The organism is Campylobacter concisus (assembly GCF_015229965.1).
Classification (GTDB): Bacteria; Campylobacterota; Campylobacteria; order Campylobacterales; family Campylobacteraceae; genus Campylobacter_A; species Campylobacter_A concisus_BD.
Map to the genome: position 1 here is coordinate 117,535 of NZ_JAAKZB010000002.1, position 19,411 is coordinate 136,945.

Consider the following 19,411-nt stretch of genomic DNA (forward strand, 5'->3'; position numbering starts at 1 on the left):
TGGCTCGCAAGTTTTGGCATTTTTTAGCTCATTTTTAAGTGCTAAAATCTCAGCCTTTAAAGCTTCATTTTCTCTTTCTAAAGCTTCATTTTTACTACCAAGCTCTTTGCTTTTGCTGTCAAAAAACATTTTTCATCCTTTAAAATTTGTAAATTTTGCGTAATTATAACTCTTTTTACTTAAGCCAGTCGTCTAAAATTTTAATTTGCTCTTCAACGCTTTTATTTGCCGTGCCACCTTTTGAAGTGCGGGCCTCTTTTGAAGCGTGTAGATCTAGAAATTTAATGGCATTTTCATCTAAATTTTCATCGACACTTTTTAGCTGCTCTTTGTTTAGCTCACTTAGATCAAGCCCCAAGCTTTCAGCCTTTGCGACAGCCTTGCCGGTGATAAAGTGCGCCGTTCTAAATGGGATATTTTTCTCACGCACTAGATAGTCCGCTAGATCAGTGGCACTTAGATGCCCTGTTTTTGTCGCTTTTAGCATGTTTTTTTCATTAAATTTAGCCGTTTTTATCATCTCATTTAGGATAGTAGCCGAGCTTAAAATGGTCGAAACGCTATCAAAAACGCCCTCTTTATCTTCTTGCATATCTTTATTGTAAGCAAGTGGCAAACCCTTCATCGTCGTTAGCAGTGCTACTAAATTGCCATTTACACGCCCATTTTTGCCGCGTATGAGCTCGGCGACATCTGGATTTTTCTTTTGAGGCATAATGGAGCTACCTGTGCTGTAAGCGTCGCTAATGCTTACAAAGCCAAATTCCTGCGAGCTCCAGAGTATGAGTTCTTCACAAAGCCTAGAAGCGTGCGTCATAAAAACGCTAATGTTAAATAAAATTTCAAGCGCAAAATCGCGGTCACTCACGCTATCCATCGCATTTTGCGTGCAGCCTGCAAAGTCAAGCTCGCTTGCAACGATAGTTCTATCTATCTTGTGCGGCGTGCCTGCAAGGGCTGCTGAGCCAAGCGGACTTAGGTTGTTTCGCTCATACGAGCTAACAAATCGCTCAAAATCCCTCTTAAACATAAACGCGTATGCTAGCAAATGGTAGCTAAGGCTTACTGGCTGGGCATGCTGAAGGTGCGTGTAGCCTGGCATTAGCGTATCTTTGTGGTTTTTGGCTAAATTTGCAAGCGTGGCGATGAGCTCTTTAATGAGAGATGAAATTTCTAAATTTTTCTTCAAAACGTAAAATTTAAAATCAAGCGCAACTTGGTCATTTCTGCTTCTAGCTGTGTGAAGCCTGCCTCCAAGCTCAGCTCCGATGATCTCGCTAAGGCGCTTTTCAACGGCCATGTGGATATCCTCGTCCTCTATCTTAAAAGCAAATTTACCAGCCCTTATCTCAGCCAAAACCTCATCAAGCCCCTTTATAATCGCTTCTGACTCGTCTTTTTTCAAAATTCCGCAAATGCCAAGCATTTTAGCGTGCGCCTTACTGCCAGCGATATCCTCTTCAAAAAGATTTTTATCAAAATTTATAGAAGCGTTAAATTCCTCAAGCAACTTCGAACTAGCCTCGCTAAATCTGCCCTCCCACATCTTTTTATGTGCGTTTTCATCTTTTTTCATAGCTTTGCCTTTGATTAGTTTTGCGTGATTTTAACAAAATGGTGCTTAACTAGGCTTTTACAAGCATTTTAAAAATAAAATTTTTTGATCAAAAAAGAGAAATGTAATATAAAAATTATGCTAGAGTAGTAAAAAAGTTATATATATAATTTACATTTAAGGTTATTAAAATATAATTCGCCCAGCAACTTTTTAAAAACTATTTCAAGTTTTTTGATTTATTGCCGATATAGTTTTAAATGAAGAAATAAACTAAAAAGGAAGGATGATATGCAAATAGATGCAAATATGAACTCAAATGTTTTCTATCATAACGGCTACACATCTATATCATCAAGTAGCGCTAAAACCAGCATATTAGTATCTTCTGGCTATGGTACAAAAGATATCGTTAGAAGTAATGATGTGCATGTCGAACAAAGAGAAGAAGTTAGACAAAAACCTACAATTATTAGAAAAGAAGATGTCACAGAGTTACAAAAAAATTTAGAAAAATTACAAGATCAAAGAAGTGATATAGCTGATCAAATTTCAAGCATTCAATACCTGAAAGATCGTGATTCTATGCAAATGCTTCATCATCTAAATTTAGAACAATCAAGCATTCAGAATAACATTTTAAGTATTAAAACTCAGATGACAGAAATGGTACAGGCTTAAGACTAAGCCTTACCGATAATAGTTTTTAAAACCAAACAAAAATCCTCTAAAAAGTATCCCATTGACTTATAGAAGTTACTGCTAGCATTTTGTTCAAGCTCTTTTGCAAGTTGCTCGGCATAAGGCAAGAAAAATGAGAGGCTAAAAGCAGCAAGAAGCTGCATAGACTCTTTTGTTGCCTCTTTTTTTAAGATATTTGCTATCAAAATGAGCTGATTTGAGATGCTATCAACCTCACCCATTTTTGGCTCAAAATTTATAGCCTTGTAAAATTGTGCCAAATCATCTTTTGCGCTTGAGAAATAGTAGCTTGCTTCAAATTTTGCCTTCAAAATGACAAAATCATCACACAGAGCCGCACTGCTCTCATCTTTGATAAATTTAGCGTAAAGCTCATTTCCTTTTACGTTCGCATCACTCTTTGTCTGCGTTATCCACGCACTTGTCTTTTTGATACGCATAAAAGATGAGACACCCAAGATGCCATTAAAATTTGTAGCAAGTGCAGCCGCTACGACGCTATAAAGCTCTCCAAGTCTCAAATTTAATCCTTAAGCTTCAAATATCTAAGTCTAAGCGCATTTAACACAACAGTGACCGAGCTTAAGCACATCGCCATAGAGCCATAAACTGGGCTTAGAAGCAGCCCAAAGACAGGATAGAGAACTCCAGCAGCCACTGGTATGCAAATGGCGTTATACATAAATGCCCAAAATAAATTCTCTTTTATGTTAGCAATAGTCGCATTTGCAAGCTTTACAAGCCCGCTCACGCCACGCAGATCGTTTTTTACAAGCACGATATCACCAGCGCCTTTAGCGATGTCTGAGCCTGAGTTCATAGCGATGCCAACACTTGCTTCTTTAAGTGATGGCGAGTCGTTTATGCCGTCCCCAACAAAGATCACGCCACCTCGGCTCATGAGCTCTTTTACCTTGTTAAATTTATCCTCAGGTAGCATATTTGCGTAGTATTCGCTCACATTTAGCTTGCTAGCGATATTTGCCACTACTTTTTTATCGTCACCTGATAGGATCACACTTTGTAAATTTAGCCTTGCAAGCTCGTTTATAACGCTATTTGCCTCATTTTTTAGCTCATCGCTTAGCGTTAAAAAGCCACTAAATTTTTGATTTAGCGCGCAAAGTATGACGCCGCTTCCATCATTTGTAGCCTCTTTTATCGCCTCAATATCAGCTTCATTTAGCAAGATATTGTTTGCTGCGAGCAGTTTTTCATTGCCTATTATTATCTTGTTACTTTCATCTTCATAGACGATGCCTTGACCAACTACGTTTTGAAATTTGCCATTTAGCTTTTGTAAATTTATGTAATTTTGTTTTGCGTATCTTACGATCGCTTTTGAGATCGGATGCTCGCTTAAATTTTCAGCAGATGCCACTAGCTCTAGCTCTTTTTCGCTCAAATTTGAACTCTTGACGCTGATTAGCCCCTTACTTAGCGTGCCAGTTTTATCAAATGCTACAAATTTAGCATCTTTTATAAGCTCCAAAACCTCTGGATTTTTCACCAAAATCCCAGCTTTTGCACCACGCGCGAGGGAGCTTACGATTGCTATTGGCGTGGCAAGTCCTAGTGCGCATGGGCATGAGATGATAAGCACGCAGATCGCGCTAGAGATCGCATAGGCGAAATTTCCACTAAAAATTATCCATATTAAAAATGTAAGAACTGAGATCGCCACCACACTTGGTACAAAGATGTTTGCTATCTTGTCAGCCAGCCGTCCGATAGGCATCTTTTTAGAGCTAGCGTCGCTTAATAGGCTTAAAATTTGAGATAGCAAGCTTTCAAAAGAACTCTTTGTCACTTTGACGCTTATGTAGCCATTTGTGTTTAGAGTGCCGGCAAATACGCTATCTCCCACCTCTTTATAAACTGGCAAGCTCTCTCCTGTAAGCATAGAAGCATCTATCTCAGCGCCACCTTGAACTATCACGCCATCACTTGGGATGTTGTAGCCATTTTTTACGATGACGATGTCGCCTACTTTTAGCTCATTTACATTTACCTCTTTGCTCTGTCCGTCTGGCATGACCAAAAAGGCGGTTTTAGGCGAAATTTTAAGTAGTGTCTTTAGGTAGTCGCCTGCCTTTGCCTTTGAGCGCTCTTCAAGATACTTACCTAGCAAAACAAAGGTTATTATCATCGCTGCGCCCGAGATATAGACGTTTTTTAGATCATCTGGGATGAAATTTGAAAAGATCACAACAAAAAGCGAGTATAAAAACGCACTGCCGCTTCCAAGAGCTACAAGCACGTTCATATCGTAGTTTTTGTTTTTAACAGCCTCTATGGCGTGAGCAAAGAAGTCTTTGCCACTAAAAGCTAGCACCAAAAATGCTAAAACTAGCATGAGTAAATTTACTAGCAAGCTCTGAGGTGCGAACATCTCAAGCGCCATTATCACGATGCTTGCTATAAATGCAAATATAAATTTATTTCTGATCGCAGTTATATGCTCGTCTCTTTTGGCTTCAAATTCATCAATATTTGTCGCCACAAAGTAGCCAAGCTTCTTTATCTTTTGCTCTAAAACTTCACGCACGCTGGCGTCTTTTAGGACAAACTCACCGCTTGCGTTTGCAAAATTTACATTTGCTTCAAGCACCCCATCTATCTTTTTAGAAACTTTCTCGATAGCGTTTGAGCAATTTACGCAGCTCATTCCCGCTATATTTAGCTTGACTTTTAAAGGCATATCAAAGCTCCTTTATAACGTCAAATCCCAGATCAGCCATTTCTGATTTAAATTTCTCTACATCGCCATCTTTTATATCGACGCTTACTTGCCTTGGCTCTTTGCTAAGATCGACTTTTATCTCGCCAAAGTCATCTTCAAGTGCGTTTTTTATAGTATTTGCGCAGTTTTGGCAATGCACGTTATTTACCTCAAATGTTTTCATATTATCTCCTTTATCATGTGGTCGTATTCGTGTAAATTTATGATCTTTTTGGTGTTAAATTTAAAGCCAAGACTCTCGTAAAATTTACGAACTTTTGGCTTATTTACATCAACTATCAGCGAGACCTTTTTATGTCCTAGCTCTTTTGCTTTGGCAAATGAGTGCAAGATAAGCTCTTTTGCTAGCCCTTGGCCTCTAAATTTCTCATCTACAGCGATGCTATCTATATAAAACTCATCATCAAAGCACTCTTTTTCTATCTGGGCATCTTTGCCAAGCGCCTTTAGATGCTGAGAAATTTCTCTATCAAACTGCCACGCGTCGCCACCAAAATAAGCACACATAGCAGCGATGATCACGTCGTCACGTTTATAGACATAAACATTTTTATAACTAAGTCTGTTTGTCTCGCTTTTAAAAAATTTCTCTAAAATTTCGTCGCTTTTTGCAGGATCGTCGTAGCCACTTAGCTTGTAGGCGATATCCTCCATCGCTAAATTTAGTAGTTTTATGCAGATTTTTGCATCTTGTTTTTGAGCATTTTTTATCATGGCATGATTATATGCCTTTAGCTTAAATTTTTACCAAATATTATTTTCAAATTTGCAAATTATGCACTTTAACAGGCAAACTAAAAATGTTTTAAAAAAGTATAAAATTTTTTTAGTTATAATCCGTAAAAAATTTATTTAAGGATATTTATGGGACGAGCATTTGAGTACCGAAGAGCGGCAAAAGAAGCTAGATGGGATAAGATGAGCAAGGTATTTCCAAAACTTGCAAAGGCTATAACTGTAGCGGCAAAAGATGGCGGATGTGATCCAGATATGAACCCAAAACTTCGTGCAGCCATCGCAGCAGCAAAAGCTGAAAATATGCCAAAAGATAACATCGATGCGGCTATAAAAAGAGCAAATGGCAAAGATAGCGCTGATATCAAGACTATCTTTTATGACGGCAAAGCAGCTCACGGCGTGCAAATCATCGTTGAGTGCGCTACTGACAACCCAACAAGAACAGTTGCAAATGTAAAAGCGATATTTAGCAAAAATGGCGGAGAAATTTTGCCAAGTGGCAGCCTTAGCTTTATGTTTACAAGAAAGAGCGTTTTTGAGCTTGAAAAACCAAGTGCAGATATCGAAGAGATCGAGCTTGAGCTGATTGATTACGGACTAAGCGACATCGAAGAAGATGAAAACGCACTATTTGTTTATGGCGATTATGCAAATTTTGGCACACTTCATGAAGGCATAGAGAAGCTAAATTTAGTAGTTAAAAAAGCTTCACTTCAGTACTTACCAAATCAAACCGTGAGCCTAAATGAAGAGCAAATGCTTGAGGTCGAGAGGCTTCTTGACAAGCTAGAAGACGACGATGACGTCCAAGCAGTTTATACAAATATCGAGTAAAAAGGAGCAACATGCGTTTTGATGAGTTAAAAGTTTATGATATAAATTTAGACGAGCTAAAAAAAGATAAATTTGCAGTTTTAAAGACAGAAAAAGGCGATATCAAACTTGAGCTTTTTGCCGAGGATGCACCGCAAGCTGTTGCAAATTTTGTCCATTTGATAAAAACAGGCTTTTATAATGGCCTAAATTTTCACAGAGTTATACCAAATTTCGTCATCCAAGGCGGCTGCCCAAATGGCACAGGCACAGGCGGTCCTGGCTGGAGAATAAAATGCGAATGCGATAACCAAAAGGTAAAACACGAGCGTGGCAGCCTTAGCATGGCTCATGCAGGTCGCGACACTGGCGGATCGCAGTTTTTCATCTGCCACAGCAAGCAACCTCATCTTGACGGTGTGCATACAGTCTTTGGAAAGTGCGCTGATGACGAGAGCTTAAAGGTGCTTGATGCTATCAGACAAGGCGACAAGATCCTCTCAGCAGAGATCAAAGAGAGCCTATAAAAGGGGAATTTATGGATAGTGCAAAAACGCAAAAAAGTCTCTTTGTGAGGCTATTTACCAATCTCGCCATTTGGGTTGTGATAGGTATAGTTGGCGGTGTTATCGTTGGTATGGTCGCACCTGAGCTTGGCATAGCGAGTAAGCCAGGCATTGATTATTTTATAAAAGCCCTTAAAATTTTAATCGGCCCTATCATCTTTTTAACAATCGTCTCAGGTATCGTCGGACTTGAGAGCTTAAAAGATCTTGGCACCATCGGACTTAAGGCGTTTATCTACTTTGAGATAGTTAGTACGCTTGCTCTTGCTGTTGGTATCATCTTTGGCGAGACGCTTCGTCCAGGACACGGCATGAACCTTGACTACACTCAGCTTGACGCCTCAAGCGTAGCTAAATTTACATCTCAAGCTGGCAACATGGACGCAAATAGCGGCTTTTTAGCACATACGCTTCACCTTTTAAGAGGCGCTGTGCCAGTAGATGACATCTTCCCTTACGTGCATATACTTGATCCATTCATAAAGTCAAACACACTTCAAGTGCTTTTCATGGCGATAGTCGTTGCCATCGTGCTTTCACTACTTGCTCATGATAAAAAGCAAGCTTGTCTAAAACCGCTTGAATTTATCCAGCACTACGTCTTAAAGCTACTTACTTGGCTTATGCTATTTAGCCCAGTGGCTGCCTTTTCGGCGATGGCTTATCTGATCGGTAAATTTGGCATCGGAACGCTTCTTGGCATGATGGAGCTTCTTGTCGTTATGGCACTTGCAAGCTGCTTTTTCATCTTTGTCGTGCTTGGCGTCATTTGCTACTTTGCCAAGGTCAATGTCTTTAAATTTATGCGCTTTATCTCAAAAGAGGTCTTGGTCGTTTTTGCGACAAGCTCGAGCGAGACAGCTCTTGCACCACTTATGCAAAAGCTAGAAGCAGCTGGTATAAATAGAGGCGCAGTTGGTCTTATCATCCCGACTGGCTACTCATTTAACCTTGACTGCACCAACATCTATCTAAGCTTAAGCGTTATCTTCTTAGCTCAAGCGTTTAATATCCCGCTAAGTTTTGAGCACCTAATAAGCATACTAATCGTGCTAATGATCACAAGTAAAGGCGCGGTTGGCGTTACAGGATCTGGCTTTGTCGTCCTTGCTGGCACACTAAGCGCACTTCCAAGCACTGGCATACCAGTCGTCACCGTGGCTGTGCTACTTGGCGTTGATAAATTTATGTCAGAGATGCGTGCTGTTGGTAACCTTTGCGGCAATGCCGTTGGCTGCATGATCGTATCTATCTGGGATAAAAAGGTCGATATGGAGAAATTTAGATACGCACTAGATCATCCAGACGAATTTCACTTCCACTCATAATAGAATTTTTAAGGGGCAAATCGCCCCTTTTTATCATAAAATTTACTTCAAAACTTAAAGTGCTTATCCCCTATTTTTACAATACCAAATGAAAATTTAGAAATTTTATTTTTAAATATAGAAACTAATATTATAATTATTGAAAATTTTAATTTGGAGGAGTTATGAAGACATTAGGCATCATAGGCGGCATGGGACCACTTGCCACGGCTGATTTATACAAGAAGATCATCGATATAACCCCAGCAACTTGCGATCAAGAGCACCTACACATCGTTATCGACTCATACGCTCAGATAGAAGATAGGACAAAATTTATCATGGGCGAGGGAGAAAGTCCGCTTCCAAAGCTAATTCAAAGTGCTAAACTTTTAAAAAATGCTGGCTGCGAGGCGATGCTAATGGCTTGTAACACAGCTCACTACTTTGCTCCAAGCATAGAAAAAGAGGCTGGAGTAAAAATTTTGCACATTGCAAAAGTTACAGTAGATGCCTTGCAAAAGAAATATCCACACGCTAAAAATATCGCTGTCATCGCAACAAGTGGCACAAAAAAGGCTGGCGTTTATGATCAAATTTTAAAAGAGCGCGGGCTAAAGAGCGTGGATTTTAGCAAAGAGACGCAAGATGTCATCATGGAGTGCATCTACAAAGGCGTCAAAGCTGGCAAGCTAGAAGAGTATGTGCCGGTATTTTACGAAGTGCTTTCAAACATTGAAGCTGACGTTTATATCGCAGGTTGCACCGAGATACCGATGTTTTTACCATTTATCAGCAGCGAGTATAAATTTATAGATGCGACATTTGAGCTAGCAAAAGCTGGCGTAGAATTTGGACTAGAAAAGAGAGTATTTTGATTAAATTTGGCCAGATATCTGGCCAAATTTTCGTTTTAACTACAAAGATTGCTTATATTAAAAAATTTTTGGGTGATTTTTAGAGCTTAAAAAGTGTGGTTTTATAGCGAGAAGCTTTAGAAAGTCTAGTGAAATTGAGTGTTTTGCTTTAAATTTAGCTGGTTCGTTTTGGCTAAATTTTAGTTCTAGCTACAAAGATCGTTTGTATTAAAATTTCTGATGTCAGGCGATTAAATTTTTAAGGCTTATAAAGAGTAATTTTTTTGTTGAGAAAATTTTAGAAAATCTAGTTAAATTTGACCGAGCTATTTCGCAAAATGTTTTAAATTTTATATTAGAAATTTGAAAAAGAGCTATATTTTATAGCTCTAAAATTTTTACTATTTGATAGTTTAAATTTAAAAAGCCTTGCAGGCAAAATACCCGCAAGGGCATAAAATTTTTAAGCTTTTGGACCAGCTTTGGCGTACTCAACGCCCTCTTTTACATCTTCGTAGCGTTTGAAATTTTCAACAAACATCTTTGCAAGCTTGTCGCGTGAAATATTGTACTCAGCTGGGTGTGTCCATGTATTTATTGGATTTAGCAGTTTTGTCTCGACACCATCGAGCTCTTTTGGGATAGCGAAGTTAAATTTATCAAAATTTTCAAATTCGCATTTTGTGATGCTGCCGTCTAAGATCGCATTTATGCAAGCACGAGTTGCTTTTATGCTCATACGCTTGCCAACGCCGTAAGCACCGCCGCTCCAGCCTGTATTTACAAGATAGACATTAACGCCGTGTTTATCGATCTTCTCACCAAGCAGTTTTGCATAGACGGTTGGGTGAAGTGGCATAAATGGCTCGCCAAAGCAAGCACTAAAAGTAGCTACAGGCTCAGTTATACCACGCTCTGTGCCAGCAACTTTTGCTGTATAGCCACTCAAAAAATAATACATCGCCTGCTCTTTTGTCAGCTTTGCAACTGGAGGAAGCACGCCAAAAGCGTCAGCACTTAAAAAGATGATATTTTTTGGATGGCCTGCGCTTGAGCTTGGCTCGTAGTTGTCGATGTGATAGATCGGATAGCTCACACGTGTGTTTTCAGTCTTTGAGCCATCTTTGTAATCAACCACTCCGTTTTCATCAGCCACTACGTTTTCAAGTAGAGCGTCACGCCTGATCGCTGCGTAAATTTCTGGCTCGCTACTTGGATCAAGGTTGATACATTTTGCGTAGCAGCCGCCCTCAAAGTTAAACACGCCATCATCGTCCCAGCCGTGCTCGTCATCGCCTATTAGTTTGCGTTTTGGATCGGTTGAAAGTGTCGTTTTGCCAGTGCCAGATAGACCAAAAAATAGCGCTGTATCGCCCTTTTCGCCTACGTTTGCAGAGCAGTGCATGCTTAGCTTGCCCTCAAGTGGCAACCAGTAGTTCATCATAGAAAAAATGCCCTTTTTCATCTCGCCGCCATACCATGTGCCACCGATCACTGCGACATTTTCTTCAATGTTAAAAATGACAAAGACTTCTGAATGTAGCCCGTCAGCCTTGAAGTCCTCATTTTTTGTCTTGCAAGCGTTATATACTACAAAATCAGGCTCAAATTTAGCCAGCTCCGCTTCACTTGGGCGGATGAACATATTTTTTACAAAGTGCGCTTGCCACGCTACTTCGGTGACAAAGCGGACTGATTTTTGGCTCTTTTTGCTAGCTCCACAAAATGCATCCTGGATGAAAATTTCTTTACCACTTAGCTGCTCTTTTGCTTTTTTAAGAAGCTTGTCAAAAAGCTCTTTTGTGATAGGCTGATTTATCTTGCCCCAAGCGATGTATTTTTGGCTTGGATCTTGCTTGACAAAGTACTTATCTTTTGGGCTTCTGCCTGTAAAAATTCCAGTATCAACCATAAATGTGCCGTTACTTGAGACTCTGCCCTCATTGTTTGCCTTTTCAAGCTCAAAAAGCTCGTCGTAGCTTAGATTATGATTTATCTTTTTGATCTCTTTTAGACCTAGCTCGTCTAGCTTATTTATCATGTTGTTTCCTTTTAAATTTTCGTTTCTTTATAAATTCTGACCTAAAAGTCATCAAAATGTTAATCAAATTTCGCTTAACACTATCTTTTTAAAATGGGCAAATTTATTTAAATTTAGCCACCACTTGATTGTTTGCGACACTTTGACCTTTGCTAACCTCAATAGAGCCTATGATGCCGTCTTTTGGGGCCTTAACCTCTATCTCCATCTTCATCGCTTCAAGCACGACTATGGCCTGACCTTTTTTGACATGGTCACCTGCGCTAACTAAAATTTTATGCACAGCGCCTGGCAAGCTTGCGACGATATCATTTTCTGTTGCGCCTGCTGCTGCACTTTTGGCACTTTTTACGCTCTTGCCTTCAACTTCAGTGATTGATTTTACTTGGATGCTGTCGTTAAAGCCTTCGCTTACTTCGACATTGTAACGGCTGCCATTTACGACGACACTATATCTGCCGCTTTGAGTTTGTCTGCCCTCATTTGCCTTAGCGTTTGGATCGATCTTTCTTACATTTACTTTGGCTTCGCCTTTTAAGAACGCGATGCCTTTTTCTTTACAAGCTGCTGCTATAAAGACGTTTTCTTCGGTAACTTTGATCTTATTTTGTTTTAAAATTTCTTTTACATGTGCAAGTGACTTGCTCTCATCTTTATCAGCTATATCAACTGCGTGTTTTGTGGTTGGTTTTAGCCCTAGTTGCTCGCTAGCAAGCTTAATAATCTCTTTATCAGGCGTAACTGGGGTCTTGCCAAAGTAGCCAAGCACCATTTTGCCGTATCCCTCAGCGATCTTTTTCCACTTGCCAAACATAACGTTATTAAAGGCTTGTTGGAAGTAAAACTGACTAACAGGGGTCACTGAAGTGCCGTATCCGCCCTTTTGCACCACTTCGCGCATAGCAAGGATGACCTCTGGGAATTTATCTAAGATATTGTTATCTCTCATCATCTGGGTATTTGCAGTGAGCGCGCCACCAGGCATTGGTGAAAATGGTATTAGAGGGCTTACTTGCACAGCTTCAGGCGGCAAGAAGTACTCTTTTAAACAATCATTCAAAACGCTTTCGTATTTTAAAATTTTCTCCACGTCAAGTCCGCCAAGATCGTAGTTTTTGCCTTTCACTGCGTGAAGCATGGTTAAGATATCTGGCTGACTTGTGCCGCCACTTACTGGGCTTGCAGCTAGATCTATGCCATCAACGCCAGCTTCAAGCGCTGCAAGATAGCAAGCCACACTTACGCCTGCAGTTTCATGTGTGTGAAGTCTGATATGAGTTTTTTCTGGCAACAATTTTCTAGCCATTTTTATGGTTTCATAGACCTTTTGTGGGCTGCTTGTACCACTTGCATCTTTGAAGCAAACGCTGTGATAAGGGATATTTGCATCTAAAATTTCTCTTAAAATTTTCTCATAAAATTTAACGTCGTGAGCTCCTACACAGCCACTTGGCAAGTCCATCATAGTAACGACGACTTCGTGTTTTAGCCCGTGATGAGCGATCCTCTCGCCTGAATATTTTAAATTTTCAACATCATTTAGTGCGTCAAAATTTCTAATAGTAGTGGTTCCATGTTTTTTGAAAAGTTTTGCGTGAAGGTCGATCAGCTCGCGGCTACCGGTGTCAAGTGTGACGGTATTTACGCCCCTGCTTAGAGTTTGAAGGTTTGCTTTTGGTCCTACGATGCTTCTAAATTTATCCATCATCGCAAAAGCGTCTTCATTTAGGTAAAAATAAAGGCTTTGAAATCTCGCTCCGCCGCCAAATTCAAAATGCTCTATGCCAGCCTCTTTGGCTGCTTCAAGCGCGGGCAAAAAGTCATTCATAAGCACTCTAGCGCCATAAACTGACTGAAAGCCATCTCTAAAGGTCGTATCCATAACATCGATAAATTTCTTTGCCATATTTCACCTCATTAAATTTATAAATTTACTAAAAAGCGGTCATAAAAAATGGCTAAATTGGGCAGAAACTCAAATTAGCCATTTTGCTTGCTTTTGGTATTTTACAACCAAAAACTTTTATATCATTTAAAAAGTGAGAGTAAGAAGTTAAATAATCCGCCGTGGCTCGCATCAAGCATCGGCTTTATCTCCATCAAAAAGACGCAGAAAAAGACTAAAACTGCTACTTGGATGATGATGTAAGGCACCACGCCTTTATAAATAGCAGCTGTTTTTATCTCAGCAGGTGCGACTGATCTTAAGAAAAATAGACTAAAACCAAATGGCGGTGTCAAGAATGAAGTTTGTAAATTCATAGCAACTAGGATCGCTAGATAGACTGGATTTATGCCAAGTTTTGCGGCGATTGGCACCAAGATAGGAAGCACGATATATGAAATTTCAACAAAATCGATAAAAAAGCCAAGCACAAAGATAACAGCCATACTAAAGATGATAAAGCCCCACTTCTCACCTGGTAAATTTGTCATGAAATTTTCAACTATCTCATCGCCTCCAGTGTAGCTAAAGACCATAGAAAAGGCAGTCGCACCAACAAGTATGGCAAAGACTAGAGCTGTAGTTTTTACGCTCTCAGCCAAAGCCTCTTTCATCATAGAAAATGAAAATGTCCTATAAAACATAGCGAGGATGATAGCACCCACGCAGCCAAATGCCGAACTTTCTGTCGGCGTAGCGATACCTGCAAAAATGGATCCTAGCACACAAATAACTAGTAAAAGCGGTGGGAAGATCGCAGTTAGCGCTCTAACAATCTGCTTAAATTTACTAACGCCGCTCTCATCTTTTACGATAGGAGCGACCTCTGGTTTAAGATAAGCAACTATCAAAATATAAACTATATAAACCCCAACTAGCGTGAGTCCTGGCACAACAGCTTGGTGAAAAAGCTCGCCAACTGGCACTGAAAAGATATCGCCCAAGATAATAAGCACGATAGAAGGTGGGATGATCTGACCAAGCGTACCAGCAGCGCATATCGTGCCACATCCTAGGGATTGGTCGTATTTATACTTTAGCATTACAGGCAAGCTTATAACGCCCATAGCAACAACGCTAGCACCTACAACGCCAGTTGATGCAGCAAGAAGCGCTCCAACTAAGATAGTGCTTATCGCAATACCGCCACGAATTTCACCAAATAGCATGCCCATGCTCTCAAGTAGTCTCTCAGCTAGCTTTGACTTTTGAAGCACGACGCCCATAAAGACAAAGAGTGGAACTGCTATAAAAATTCTACTCTCCATGATAGAGAAAATCCTATAAGGCATGAAGTTAAACATATCTTTAAACACTTCTATACTGCCAAGTAGTCCATCGCCATCGCTAAGGCTCTCTACAACACTACCAACCATGCCAAATATCATCGCAACCGCGCCAAAGGTAAATGCCACTGGAAAGCCAATGCCAAGCATCAATAGTGCGGCTATAAACATTATTAATCCCGCCATATTTTCTCCTTACTAGCTTTCTTATAGCGATTTAAATTTTTTATAAAAAAGCCGATCGCAAAAAATACAAGCACATAAAATGAAAAAGGGATCATCGCTTTTATGATCCATCTATGGGTAAGACCGCCTGGATCTGCACTGGCCTCTGCTGAGCTGTAAGCATCTCCTACAAATCCAAATGATAAATTTGAAACCAAAAGCGCAAATGGTATGATAAAAAATACAGTGCCAAGCATATTTACAAGGGCTTTATTTCTTTCTGAAAATTTAGCATAAAAGATATCAACTCTAACATGTGCGTCCTCTTTTAGAGCATAGCTCATGCCAAGTAGAAATATCACAGCAAAAAAGTGCCACTCAAGCTCCTGAAATGCAACGTTGCCGTAAGAGAAAAAGTATCTTGCCACAACATTAAAAAATACGTCTATTATCATCAAAGCCATAATAAACATACAAATATAGCCGACTATATCACCAGCTTTGTCAAAAAATCTCTCAATCTTATCCATTAAAAACCTTTAACAGTTCATTTACCATGATGATGAGCACACAAACTGGTGCTACATATCTTAGTAAAAAATACCATGTATTAAATACAAAATCGCTCATATATGGGCTAAATAGCACATATAAAGCATCTCTTTTCATAAAATATCCTACAAATATCGCTCCGCCGATACCGCTAATTGGTAGCAAGATATTTGAAGCAGTAAAATCTAGGAAGTCAAAGAAATTTTTACCAAATATCATGAATTTATCGCCAACATTTTCTATATTTGATAAAAGACATAAAAATCCCACTATGAAAATCCCAGCTCCAACTATGCTAAGAGCCTTTCTTCTACTCATGCCATACTCTCTGATCAAGAAAAATACAAATGGCTCAACGATAGATATCGCTGAAGTGATACCAGCAAAGATAAGCGCAGCAAAAAATGCCACCGCTAAAATTTGACCTATCACGCCAAGCTTAGCAAAGAGCGTTGGTAGCGAGATAAAGACAAGTCCTGGACCTTGAGACGGAGTAGCTCCAAATTCAAATATAAAGGTAAAAATAACAAGACCTATCATAATAGCAAGAGCGATGTTTATAAAGACGATACTTAGCGTTGAAGTGGCTAAATTTGTATCGTCGCTTAGGCTAGCTGAATAGGTAATGATCGCTGCCATGCCAAGAGATAGCGTCCAAAATGCAAGTCCAAGAGCTAGCAAAAGTGAGTTAAACGAAATTTTACTAAAGTCAGGGATGAGTAAGAACTCGGCTGATTTAGAAAAGCCATCCATCGTCATAGAAAATATAAGCATGATCAAAACCATGATAAATAGGCTTGGCATCATCCAAACATTTAGCTTCTCTATGCCGCTTTTTACGCCTTTTGAAAGGATGTAAAAGCAAGCTGCAAATGCTATAACAAAATAAAGCGTCTGCTCTCCAAGACCATGCGTCAAAAGATCGTTAAATATCACTTTTGAGCTATCTATATCGCTTGGCAAGCCAGAAAAAGATAGGACAAAATACTTAAAGACCCAGCCGATGATCACGATATAGTATGACGAGATGATGGCCGCTGTCACCATGGCTAAAATTCCAACCAGTTGCCATAAATTTTTATTTTTAGCTGCTAGCTTTCTAAAAGCATTTACACTGTCGCTCTCGCTAAGCTTGCCGATACTAAGCTCTGCCATAAAGATAGGCACGCCGACTAGAAAAGTTATCAAAAGATATAGGATAATAAACGCCGAACCGCCGTTTTCACCAACCATGTATGGAAATTTCCATGCATTGCCAAGTCCGACAGCCGATCCAGCGACTGCTAGGACATAGCCTATTTTAGAAAATTGTTCTTTTGCCATATTATGAGATCTCCCTTATTAACACCACCAGAACTAAAAGTGGAGCCACAAATCTAATTAAAAAATACCAAATTTTAAATATAACCTTGCCCATATAAGGCACAAATAGCTCTTTTAAAAGCTCAAATTTCATAAAGTAGCCAACAAATATTGCAAACAAGATGCCACCAAGTGGAAGCATGATGTTTGAGCTAAGGTAATCAAGCAAGTCAAAAAAGCTCTTACCAAAAAATGTAAGTGCATCTTTAAATTCGCTTGTGCCACTTAATGCACATAAAATTCCTAAAATATAAACCACACAAGCAACGATTAGGATCGATTTGTTTCTACTAAATTTTAGGCTTTTGCTTAAGAAAAATATAAATGGCTCAACCATCGAGATAACCGAGGTGATGCCAGCAAAAAATAGTGATATAAAAAATGTAAATGCCAAGAAATTTCCAAGCAAGCCAAGCTTAGCAAATAGCGTCGGTAGCGAGATAAAAGCAAGTCCTGCGCCTTTTGATGGCTCTGAGCCAAACTCAAATGTAAATGTAAATACGATAAGGCCGATGATGACGCTTATTATGATGTTCGCAAAGACGACATAGAGCGAAGAGGTAAATAAATTTGTATCATCACTTAGACTTGATGAGTAAGTAAGTATGCAGCCGATACCAACGCACATCGTAAAAAAGGCAAGTCCAAGAGCGTTTAAAACAGCTGCTTGATCTATCTTTGAAAAATCAGGCACTAGTAGAAATTTAGCCGCTTTATCAAAGCCCTCCATGCCAAAAGAGTAGCCAAGCATAAGCAAAAGCAGGATAAAAAGAGCTGGTATAAGATAGACATTTATGCGCTCGATGCCGCTTTTTACGCCTTTTGTAAGGATGAAAAAGTAGGCAAAAAATGCAATACTAAAGTATAAAATTTGCTCACCTATGCCATTTGAGGTGAAATTTACAAAAAGTGTCTCTGAACTTGCGATATCTTGAGGTAGCTCACTAAGACTTAAAATGACGTATTTTAAAACCCAACCAATGATGAGCGTATAAAAAGATGCGATGAATAGCCCAGTCACCATGATAACACCGGCAAATTTCCAAGAGCTTGCCCCTTTTGTAGCTAGAGATTTAAACGCTCCAACCGTATCTAGGCGTGAAATTTTACCCATCGCCATCTCAGCAAAAAATATGCTAAGACCAACAGCAAAGGCAAAAAATAGATATATAAGAATAAATGCCGAACCGCCGTTGCTGCCGACCATGTATGGAAATTTCCAAGCATTACCAAGACCGATAGCCGCTCCAATTATTGAGAGGATAAAGCCAATTTTACTAAATCTCTCTGCCATTATTTACCTGCCATCTGGTAGATCATTATCGCACAAATGGCAACTGGCACGACATATCTTAAGAAAAAGTACCAAATTTCAAAAAATGCTCTTCCCATAAAATCTCCAAAGAGCAGATACAAACTCTCTTTTTTAAGTTTATAGCCAACAAAAAAGCTAAATACGATAGCGCCTATTGGCATCATGATATTTGATGTGAGAAAGTCAAGCGCGTCAAAAAATGGCTTGCCACAAACGTTAAAAGCACTTGATGTTTCTGAATAATATGAAAGTATGCAAAAGATGCCCAAGATATAGACAAAAGCGCCGATGTAAAGAAGCGCCGTCTTTCTTGAAATTTCAAATTTTCTAACCAAATAATAAGCAAAAGGCTCAATCATCGAAACTGCGCTTGTGATGCCAGCAAACAATAGCGATATGAAAAATGCAACCGCCATGACGTTGCCAACGATGCCAAGCTTTGCAAAAAGCGTGACAAGCGAGATAAAGATAAGGCCTGGACCACTTGCCGTGCTATCAGCCCCATAAGCAAATATAAAGGTAAATACGACAAGCCCCATCATAATGCCTATTAAGATATTTATAAATATGATAGAGAGTGTTGATTTTATTAAATTTGTGCGCTCTGGTAAATTTGCAGCGTATGTTGGTATGACGCCGACGCCCATAGATAGCGAGAAAAACGCAAGGCCTAGAGCCTGCAAGATAACATCTGGCGTGATCGCACTAAAATTTGGTACAAATAAAAATTTAGCCGCCTTAACAAAACCATCTCCCATGCTAAGTGCGTAAAAAAGCATGCAAACGAGCAAGACAAAAAGGCTTGGCATCATCCATATATTTAGCTTTTCGATGCCACTTTTTACGCCTTTTGAAACGGCAAAAAATACCATTAAAAAAACCAAGCTAAAGCAAAGCACAGCACTGCTTAGGTCATTTGATAAAAGTGTGTTAAACTGCTCGCCTGCCGCTTTTGTGTCAGATAAAAGTGGCGAAAAACTAAGATAGATATACTTTAATATCCAGCCAATAACAACCATATAAAATGAAGCTATAAGTATCGCGCCGATCATGAAAAAGCCAGAGAGCGACCAAGCTTTTTTATTTTTTGGAGCGAGCTTGTAAAGAGAGCTTACGATGTCGCTTTCGCCAAGTTTGCCGATGCTAAGCTCTGCTAAAAACGCCACAAATGCGATAGCAAATGTAAGAAGCAAATATAAAATTATAAATGCTGAACCGCCGTTATTTCCCACCATTGTAGGAAATTTCCAAGCATTGCCAAGACCCACAGCAGAACCAGCCATAGCAAGGACAAAGCCTATCTTTGAAAATTTCTCGTTTATCATTGAAAACCTAAGATTAAGAATAAATTAAATTCTTTCAAAGATAGCATAAAAAAACTTTCATTTTTCTAAGCCAAGAATTTTTTATAGGCAATTTAAATTTTTAGTGTTTTTATTTGAAACAAAGTTTTGTTTTTGTAAT

General features: G+C 39.3%; 17 protein-coding genes. 5 read left to right on the plus strand and 12 right to left on the minus strand.

Annotation, left to right across the window (positions count from 1 at the left end):
• Nucleotides 1–175: 175 nt before the first annotated feature.
• Entirely contained in the window at nucleotides 176–1,576 is a 1,401-nt protein-coding gene (gene argH / locus G6W43_RS01635) for an argininosuccinate lyase (RefSeq protein ID WP_194169000.1), read from the minus strand.
• 270 nt (nucleotides 1,577–1,846) lie between these two features.
• Here argH and G6W43_RS01640 point away from each other — a divergent pair, with 270 nt between their 5' ends.
• Nucleotides 1,847–2,236: a hypothetical protein gene (locus G6W43_RS01640; RefSeq protein WP_103617029.1), complete on the plus strand. Its 390-nt coding sequence runs from the start codon at nucleotides 1,847–1,849 to the stop codon at nucleotides 2,234–2,236.
• Between the two features lie 2 nt (nucleotides 2,237–2,238).
• Here G6W43_RS01640 and G6W43_RS01645 read toward each other — a convergent pair whose 3' ends face one another.
• The 4 genes from G6W43_RS01645 to G6W43_RS01660 are packed head-to-tail and all read right to left on the minus strand — an operon-like array spanning nucleotide 2,239 to nucleotide 5,714.
• Nucleotides 2,239–2,778, minus strand: coding sequence for an oxidoreductase (locus G6W43_RS01645; RefSeq protein WP_103567568.1), 540 nt, complete (start codon nucleotides 2,776–2,778; stop codon nucleotides 2,239–2,241).
• A gap of 2 nt (nucleotides 2,779–2,780) precedes the next feature.
• Nucleotides 2,781–4,958, minus strand: coding sequence for a heavy metal translocating P-type ATPase (locus G6W43_RS01650; protein ID WP_107944410.1), 2,178 nt, complete (start codon nucleotides 4,956–4,958; stop codon nucleotides 2,781–2,783).
• A 1-nt stretch (nucleotide 4,959) separates the two neighbouring features.
• Complete coding sequence (locus G6W43_RS01655) at nucleotides 4,960–5,163, minus strand: heavy-metal-associated domain-containing protein (RefSeq protein ID WP_009294304.1); 204 nt, start codon at nucleotides 5,161–5,163, stop codon at nucleotides 4,960–4,962.
• A complete protein-coding gene (locus tag G6W43_RS01660; RefSeq protein WP_107944411.1) occupies nucleotides 5,160–5,714 on the minus strand; it encodes a GNAT family N-acetyltransferase in 555 nt (184 codons plus the stop codon). Before G6W43_RS01660 ends, G6W43_RS01655 begins: the two co-directional genes overlap by 4 nt.
• A gap of 150 nt (nucleotides 5,715–5,864) precedes the next feature.
• Here G6W43_RS01660 and G6W43_RS01665 point away from each other — a divergent pair, with 150 nt between their 5' ends.
• From G6W43_RS01665 to G6W43_RS01680, 4 genes are all read left to right on the plus strand, one after another.
• On the plus strand, nucleotides 5,865–6,572 hold the full coding sequence (locus G6W43_RS01665) for a YebC/PmpR family DNA-binding transcriptional regulator (protein ID WP_009294306.1): 708 nt from the start codon (nucleotides 5,865–5,867) through the stop codon (nucleotides 6,570–6,572).
• Nucleotides 6,573–6,583: 11 nt separating this feature from the next.
• Nucleotides 6,584–7,078, plus strand: coding sequence for a peptidylprolyl isomerase (locus G6W43_RS01670; RefSeq protein ID WP_012001370.1), 495 nt, complete (start codon nucleotides 6,584–6,586; stop codon nucleotides 7,076–7,078).
• A gap of 11 nt (nucleotides 7,079–7,089) precedes the next feature.
• Nucleotides 7,090–8,445: a cation:dicarboxylate symporter family transporter gene (locus tag G6W43_RS01675; RefSeq protein ID WP_103558830.1), complete on the plus strand. Its 1,356-nt coding sequence runs from the start codon at nucleotides 7,090–7,092 to the stop codon at nucleotides 8,443–8,445.
• 164 nt (nucleotides 8,446–8,609) lie between these two features.
• The gene (locus G6W43_RS01680; RefSeq protein WP_009294309.1) at nucleotides 8,610–9,302 is read left to right on the plus strand and encodes an aspartate/glutamate racemase family protein; all 693 of its coding nucleotides are present in this window, start codon (nucleotides 8,610–8,612) and stop codon (nucleotides 9,300–9,302) included.
• Nucleotides 9,303–9,744: 442 nt separating this feature from the next.
• On the opposite strand, the gene pckA is transcribed toward G6W43_RS01680, so the two are convergent.
• The 7 genes from pckA to G6W43_RS01715 all read right to left on the minus strand — a co-directional run bounded on the left by pckA (nucleotide 9,745) and on the right by G6W43_RS01715 (nucleotide 19,272).
• Complete coding sequence (pckA, locus tag G6W43_RS01685; RefSeq protein WP_180997211.1) at nucleotides 9,745–11,319, minus strand: phosphoenolpyruvate carboxykinase (ATP); 1,575 nt, start codon at nucleotides 11,317–11,319, stop codon at nucleotides 9,745–9,747.
• A gap of 106 nt (nucleotides 11,320–11,425) precedes the next feature.
• Nucleotides 11,426–13,228, minus strand: a complete 1,803-nt coding sequence (locus G6W43_RS01690; RefSeq protein WP_103581546.1) for a biotin/lipoyl-containing protein — start codon at nucleotides 13,226–13,228, stop codon at nucleotides 11,426–11,428.
• A gap of 122 nt (nucleotides 13,229–13,350) precedes the next feature.
• Nucleotides 13,351–14,739, minus strand: coding sequence for a TRAP transporter large permease (locus tag G6W43_RS01695; protein WP_149702754.1), 1,389 nt, complete (start codon nucleotides 14,737–14,739; stop codon nucleotides 13,351–13,353).
• Nucleotides 14,727–15,248 carry a TRAP transporter small permease subunit gene (locus G6W43_RS01700; RefSeq protein WP_021085810.1) on the minus strand — a complete coding sequence of 174 codons (522 nt, stop codon included), beginning with the start codon at nucleotides 15,246–15,248 and terminating at the stop codon, nucleotides 14,727–14,729. Before G6W43_RS01700 ends, G6W43_RS01695 begins: the two co-directional genes overlap by 13 nt.
• Nucleotides 15,241–16,593 (minus strand): sodium-dependent transporter, encoded by a 1,353-nt coding sequence (locus tag G6W43_RS01705; RefSeq protein ID WP_194169001.1) that lies wholly within the window; start codon nucleotides 16,591–16,593, stop codon nucleotides 15,241–15,243. Before G6W43_RS01705 ends, G6W43_RS01700 begins: the two co-directional genes overlap by 8 nt.
• 1 nt (nucleotide 16,594) lies before the next feature.
• Nucleotides 16,595–17,926, minus strand: coding sequence for a sodium-dependent transporter (locus tag G6W43_RS01710; RefSeq protein WP_194169002.1), 1,332 nt, complete (start codon nucleotides 17,924–17,926; stop codon nucleotides 16,595–16,597).
• On the minus strand, nucleotides 17,926–19,272 hold the full coding sequence (locus tag G6W43_RS01715; RefSeq protein ID WP_194169003.1) for a sodium-dependent transporter: 1,347 nt from the start codon (nucleotides 19,270–19,272) through the stop codon (nucleotides 17,926–17,928). Before G6W43_RS01715 ends, G6W43_RS01710 begins: the two co-directional genes overlap by 1 nt.
• Between the last annotated feature and the right edge of the window lie 139 nt (nucleotides 19,273–19,411).

Bases quoted from the DNA above. Each gene is read 5' to 3' on its own strand.
- argH (WP_194169000.1), bottom strand. From the start codon at position 1,576: ATGAAAAAAGATGAAAACGCACATAAAAAGATGTGGGAGGGCAGATTT.
- G6W43_RS01640 (WP_103617029.1), top strand. From the start codon at position 1,847: ATGCAAATAGATGCAAATATGAACTCAAATGTTTTCTATCATAACGGC.
- G6W43_RS01650 (WP_107944410.1), bottom strand. From the start codon at position 4,958: ATGCCTTTAAAAGTCAAGCTAAATATAGCGGGAATGAGCTGCGTAAAT.
- G6W43_RS01655 (WP_009294304.1), bottom strand. From the start codon at position 5,163: ATGAAAACATTTGAGGTAAATAACGTGCATTGCCAAAACTGCGCAAAT.
- G6W43_RS01660 (WP_107944411.1), bottom strand. From the start codon at position 5,714: ATGATAAAAAATGCTCAAAAACAAGATGCAAAAATCTGCATAAAACTA.
- G6W43_RS01665 (WP_009294306.1), top strand. From the start codon at position 5,865: ATGGGACGAGCATTTGAGTACCGAAGAGCGGCAAAAGAAGCTAGATGG.
- G6W43_RS01670 (WP_012001370.1), top strand. From the start codon at position 6,584: ATGCGTTTTGATGAGTTAAAAGTTTATGATATAAATTTAGACGAGCTA.
- G6W43_RS01675 (WP_103558830.1), top strand. From the start codon at position 7,090: ATGGATAGTGCAAAAACGCAAAAAAGTCTCTTTGTGAGGCTATTTACC.
- G6W43_RS01680 (WP_009294309.1), top strand. From the start codon at position 8,610: ATGAAGACATTAGGCATCATAGGCGGCATGGGACCACTTGCCACGGCT.
- G6W43_RS01690 (WP_103581546.1), bottom strand. From the start codon at position 13,228: ATGGCAAAGAAATTTATCGATGTTATGGATACGACCTTTAGAGATGGC.
- G6W43_RS01695 (WP_149702754.1), bottom strand. From the start codon at position 14,739: ATGGCGGGATTAATAATGTTTATAGCCGCACTATTGATGCTTGGCATT.
- G6W43_RS01700 (WP_021085810.1), bottom strand. From the start codon at position 15,248: ATGGATAAGATTGAGAGATTTTTTGACAAAGCTGGTGATATAGTCGGC.
- G6W43_RS01705 (WP_194169001.1), bottom strand. From the start codon at position 16,593: ATGGCAAAAGAACAATTTTCTAAAATAGGCTATGTCCTAGCAGTCGCT.
- G6W43_RS01710 (WP_194169002.1), bottom strand. From the start codon at position 17,926: ATGGCAGAGAGATTTAGTAAAATTGGCTTTATCCTCTCAATAATTGGA.
- G6W43_RS01715 (WP_194169003.1), bottom strand. From the start codon at position 19,272: ATGATAAACGAGAAATTTTCAAAGATAGGCTTTGTCCTTGCTATGGCT.